At 63.4% G+C, this 2,228-nt stretch carries 3 protein-coding genes; 2 read left to right on the top strand and 1 reads right to left on the bottom strand.

All coding sequences use genetic code 11. From position 1 onward, the window contains the following. The first annotated feature begins 217 nt into the window (after positions 1-217). Together A9W95_RS11245 and A9W95_RS11240 are read left to right on the top strand one after the other, a co-directional pair. Positions 218-1,081, top strand: coding sequence for a 3-hydroxybutyryl-CoA dehydrogenase (locus A9W95_RS11245; protein ID WP_067412186.1), 864 nt, complete (start codon positions 218-220; stop codon positions 1,079-1,081). Positions 1,082-1,194: 113 nt separating this feature from the next. Beyond that, a complete protein-coding gene (locus tag A9W95_RS11240) occupies positions 1,195-2,055 on the top strand; it encodes a cyclopropane mycolic acid synthase family methyltransferase (RefSeq protein ID WP_067412184.1) in 861 nt (286 codons plus the stop codon). A 26-nt stretch (positions 2,056-2,081) separates the two neighbouring features. On the opposite strand, the gene A9W95_RS26195 is transcribed toward A9W95_RS11240, so the two are convergent. After that, a partial coding sequence (locus A9W95_RS26195) for a class I SAM-dependent methyltransferase (protein ID WP_172826603.1) occupies positions 2,082-2,228 on the bottom strand: 147 nt, incomplete at its 5' end.

The raw sequence follows: 2,228 nt of genomic DNA, 5'->3' as shown, positions 1-2,228 counted from the left end.
TCACTGTTGAGGAGCGGGCTTGCCCGCTTGGAGGATGTGAAACCGATGGCTTGAGTCACTGACCCCTTCCGGAGCCGAGCGGGCGGGAACTTGCACCGCTGCGATCCAGATCGTGCGAGTTTCCGTTTGCTCACCGTGAAGTAGCATTGGCCCCGCCCAGCGAACCTGGGCGGGGCCTATTGCGGTGCAAGACGATACGACACCGAAAGAGACGACAGTGAGCGACGCAGCGATTCAGCGGGTAGGGGTGGTCGGGGCCGGCCAGATGGGATCCGGCATCGCCGAGGTCGCGGTCCGCGCCGGCGTCGACGTGACGGTGTTCGAGACCACCGAGGCGCTGATCACGGCCGGACGCAACCGCATCGTGAAGTCGCTGGAGCGCGGCGTCAGCGCCGGCAAGGTGACCGAGCGGGAACGCGACCGCGCGCTGAGCCAGCTCACCTTCACCACCGATCTGAAGGACCTCGCCGACCGCCAGCTGGTCATCGAGGCGATCATCGAGGACGACGCCATCAAGGCGCAGGTGTTCGCCGAACTCGACGCCGTCGTCACCGATCCCGACGCGGTGCTGGCGTCCAACACGTCCAGCATTCCGATCATGAAGATCGCTGCGGCGACCAAGAACCCACAGCGGGTGCTGGGCCTGCACTTCTTCAACCCCGTGCCGGTGCTGCCGCTGGTCGAGTTGGTCAGCACGCTGGTCACCGACGAGGCCGCCGCCGCGCGCACCGAGGAATTCGCCAGCGCGGTGCTGGGCAAGCAGGTGGTGCGCTGCTCGGACCGGTCGGGCTTCGTCGTCAACGCCCTGCTGGTGCCCTATCTTCTGTCGGCGATTCGCATGGTGGAGGCGGGTTTCGCCACCACCGAGGACGTCGACAAGGCGGTTGTCGCCGGGCTGTCGCACCCGATGGGCCCGTTGCGGCTGTCCGATCTGGTGGGCCTGGACACCCTGAAACTGATCGCGGACAAGATGTTCGAGGAATTCAAGGAACCGCAGTATGCCCCGCCGCCGCTGTTGCTGCGCATGGTGGAGGCGGGCCGGCTGGGCAAGAAAACCGGCCGGGGTTTCTATACCTACTGACGCCCGCCGCACGGCGCCTTGGCGCCGACATTCGACGCGGGACGCCAAGACATTGTTGGGTTTTCCGGTTAGTATGCTCGCGTTGAATACGCGAAAGGGTAATCGGGAACCCCATGACCACATTGACTCCGTTCTATGAAGAATCGCAATCCATCTACGACGTTTCGGACGAGTTTTTTGCGCTGTTCCTAGACCCGACAATGGGCTATACGTGCGCTTATTTCGAACGCGAGGACATGACGCTCGAAGAGGCGCAGAATGCGAAGTTCGACCTGGCGCTGGGCAAATTGAATCTCGAGCCGGGGATGACGCTGCTCGACATCGGTTGCGGCTGGGGGGGAGCGCTGCAGCGGGCGATCGAGAAGTATGACGTCAACGTGATCGGGATCACGCTGAGTCGCAACCAGTTTGCCTACAGTAAGGCCAAAATGGCCGCCATCCCCACCGAGCGTAGCGTCGAAGTCCGGCTACAGGGCTGGGAGGAATTCGACGACAGGGTCGACCGGATCGTCAGCATTGGTGCCTTCGAGGCGTTCAAGGCCGACCGGTGGCCGGCGTTTTTTGAACGCGCCCACCACATTCTGCCCGAAGACGGTCGGATGTTGTTGCACACCATCGTTCGCCCGTCCTTCAAGGAGGCCAGGGCGCGAGGCATGAGGCTGACCCACGAGATCGTGCACTTCTCGCAATTCATCCTCACCGAGATCTTCCCCGGGGGCTGGCTCCCGACCCCCCAGACCGTCGGGGAGTACGCCGTCACGGCCGGCTTCGAGCTGACCCGGATCCACTCGCTGCAGCTGCACTACGCGCGCACCCTCGACATGTGGGCGGCCGCCCTCGAGGCCAACCGCGCACAGGCCATCGCCATCCAGTCGCAAGAGGTCTACGACCGCTACATGAAGTACCTGACCGGCTGCGCGAAGCTGTTCCGCCAGGGCTACACCGACGTCGACCAATTCACCTTGGAAAAGTAGCGCAACGACCCCCAGCCCCTCGCCGCCTACTTCACGAGGGTGAACTGGCCGACATTGCTGATCCCCTTGCGGAAGAAATCCTCGCAGCCGATCAAATACTTCATGTAGCGGTCGTAGACCTCTTGCGACTGGATGGCGATGGCCGCTTCCTTGTGAGCCACCAGATTTGCCGC

The organism is Mycobacterium sp. 1423905.2 (genome assembly GCF_001673155.1).
In the GTDB taxonomy this organism is placed as follows: domain Bacteria; phylum Actinomycetota; class Actinomycetes; order Mycobacteriales; family Mycobacteriaceae; genus Mycobacterium.
This window is presented reverse-complemented; position numbering and strand designations above follow the sequence as displayed.